Annotated in this window: 2 protein-coding genes and 2 pseudogenes; all 4 read left to right on the top strand. The window is 67.6% G+C overall.

The window, feature by feature from the left end:
- The first annotated feature begins 62 nt into the window (after positions 1-62).
- Positions 63-353, top strand: a complete 291-nt coding sequence (locus tag Y694_RS21280; protein ID WP_036236414.1) for an MmoB/DmpM family protein — start codon at positions 63-65, stop codon at positions 351-353.
- A gap of 19 nt (positions 354-372) precedes the next feature.
- Positions 373-1985, top strand: a pseudogene (locus tag Y694_RS21275) (aromatic/alkene/methane monooxygenase hydroxylase/oxygenase subunit alpha).
- A 12-nt stretch (positions 1986-1997) separates the two neighbouring features.
- Positions 1998-2360, top strand: a complete 363-nt coding sequence (locus Y694_RS21270) for a phenol hydroxylase subunit P4 (protein ID WP_036236412.1) — start codon at positions 1998-2000, stop codon at positions 2358-2360.
- A 5-nt stretch (positions 2361-2365) separates the two neighbouring features.
- Positions 2366-2476 (top strand): annotated as a pseudogene (locus Y694_RS24555) (phenol hydroxylase); the annotation flags it as partial.
- Positions 2477-2491 lie beyond the last annotated feature (15 nt).

Here is a 2491-nt window from a genome sequence, read left to right as displayed (position 1 = left end):
GGCCGACGCGGCCCTGGGTGCGCGGCTGGCCCGTCTGGGCCTGGCGGCCTGAGGCGCGTGCCATGAACGCGCCCACTTCGCTGCAGCCCGTGTTCATCGCGCTGCAGGCCAACAACGACACCCTGCCGATCGTCGAGGCCATCCAGGCCGACAACCCGCACGCGGTGGTCCAGGACTACCCGGCGATGGTGAAGATCGACGCGCCCGGCTCGCTGGTGATCCGGCGCGCGTCGATCGAGGAGCGCATCGGGCGCGACTTCGACCTGCGCGAGCTGCAGCTCAACCTGATCTCGCTGTCCGGCGGCATCGACGAGACCGACGACGAATTCATCCTGCAATGGAAGGCCGCCTGAGGGCGCCACGGAGAACCCCATGAACGACACCCCGCAAGCCCGGAAGCTGTCCCTGAAGGAAAACTACGCGCTGCTCACGCGCGGCCTCGACTGGGCGCCGAGCTACCAGCCAAGGACGAGATCTTCCGCACCGTCGCCTTCGAGGGCATCAAGATCCACGACTGGGACAAGTGGGAGGACCCGTTCCGCCTGACGATGGACGCCTACTGGAAGTACCAGGGCGAGAAGGAGAAGAAGCTCTACGCGATCATCGATGCCTTCCAGCAGAACAGCGGCCAGTTCAACGTGAGCGACGCGCGCTACCTGCAGGCGCTGAAGATCTTCCTGACCGGGGTGAGCCCGCTGGAGTACGCGTCGCACCGCGGTTTCTGCATCCTCGGCCGCGAGTTCCCGGGCGTGGGGCCGCGCATCGCGGCGCAGATGCAGGCCATCGACGAGCTGCGCCATGCGCAGACGCAGATCCACGCGATCAGCCAGTACAACAAGTACTTCACCGGGCTGAGCGAGTTCCCGCTGATGTTCGACCGGACCTGGTACCTGTCGATCCCGAAGTCCTTCTTCGAGGACGCGATCACCGCGGGCCCGTTCGAGTTCATCACCGCGATCTCGTTCGCCTTCGAGTACGTGTTGACCAACCTGGTGTTCATGCCCTGGGCCTCCGGCGCGGCCTACAACGGCGACATGTCCACGGTGTCGTTCGGCTTCTCGGCGCAGAGCGACGAGGCGCGCCACATGACGCTGGGCATCGAGGTCATCAAGTTCCTGCTCGAGCAGGACCCGGCCAACGTGCCCATCGTGCAGGGCTGGATCGACAAGTGGTTCTGGCGCGGCTACCGGCTGCTCACGCTGCTCGCCACGATGATGGACTACATGCTGCCCAAGCGCGTGATGAGCTGGAGCGAGGCCTGGGAGATCTACTTCGAGCAGAACGGCGGCGCGCTGTTCGCCGACCTGGCGCGCTACGGCATCCGCATGCCCAAGCATTGGGAGGTCACGGTCAAGGAGAAGGGCCACGTGGGGCACCAGCTCTGGTGCACCTTCTACCAGTTCCGCCATGCCGCCGGCTTCCCGGTCTGGCTGCCGAGCGACGAGGAGATGGACTGGCTGTCGGCCAAGTACCCCGACACCTTCGACCGCTACTACCGGCCACGCTACGAGCACTGGCGCGAGATGGAGGCGCAGGGCAAGCCCTTCGTCAACGCCACGCTGCCGCAGCTGTGCCAGGTGTGCCAGTGGCCGCTGCTGTTCACCGAGCCCGACGATCCGACGCAGGTCGCCTACCGCGAGGAAACCTACCTCGGCGAGAAGTTCCAGTGCTGCTCCGACGGCTGCCGGGACATCTTCCGCAACGAGCCCGAGAAGTACGTCCACGCGCACCTGCCGGTGCACCAGATCTACCAGGGCAACTACTTCAACCCGGGCGTCGACCCGACGGCGCCGGACTTCAACCCGCTGGTCGAGGCGCTGAAGTACATGGGCATCGCGCCGGGGGTGGACGGCGGTGACTTCGCCACCCACATCGATGCGGTGAACTGGGAGCGCTGGACCCAGCGCCCCGCCAACATGGCGGCGCCCGCCGCCACCGCGGACGCCCTGGCCCGGAGCCAGGCCGCCGAACGCCGGTCCGCCTGAGGAGACACGACGATGAGCGTCAAGGCCATCCGCCCCGACTACCACGGGGACATGAAGGACAGCGTGGACAAGTTCCACGGCCAGCAGCTGCTGGCCATCGGCTGGGACCAGCACCTGATGTACGCCACGCCGCTGTGCGTGCCGGTGCCGCCGCAGATGCCGTTCGGCGCGCTGGTCGGGCAGGTGCTGCCCGCGCTGTTCGGCCAGCACCCGCAGTTCGCGCAGATCGACTGGGCGCGGGTGCAATGGCTGCGCGCCGGGCAGCCGTTCGAGCCGGACGCGGACGCGAGCCTGGCCGACAACGGCCTGGCCCACAAGTCGGTGCTGCGCTTCCGCACGCCGGAGCTCGCGGGCCTCTACGGCGTGGGCTTCTGAGCGCCATGAGCTACCGCCTGAGGATCGAGCCGCTCGGCGCCTCGGTCGACGTGGAGCCCGAGCAGACCGTGCTCGACGCCTGCCTGCGCGCGGGGATCTGGCTGGCGCACGCCTGTTGACGATCGCCCAGA

It is taken from the genome of Methylibium sp. T29-B (assembly GCF_000576225.1).
GTDB lineage: Bacteria > Pseudomonadota > Gammaproteobacteria > Burkholderiales > Burkholderiaceae_C > Methylibium > Methylibium petroleiphilum.
Note: the sequence above shows the minus strand (reverse complement) of the source record. Positions and strands in the feature narration are given on the sequence as shown.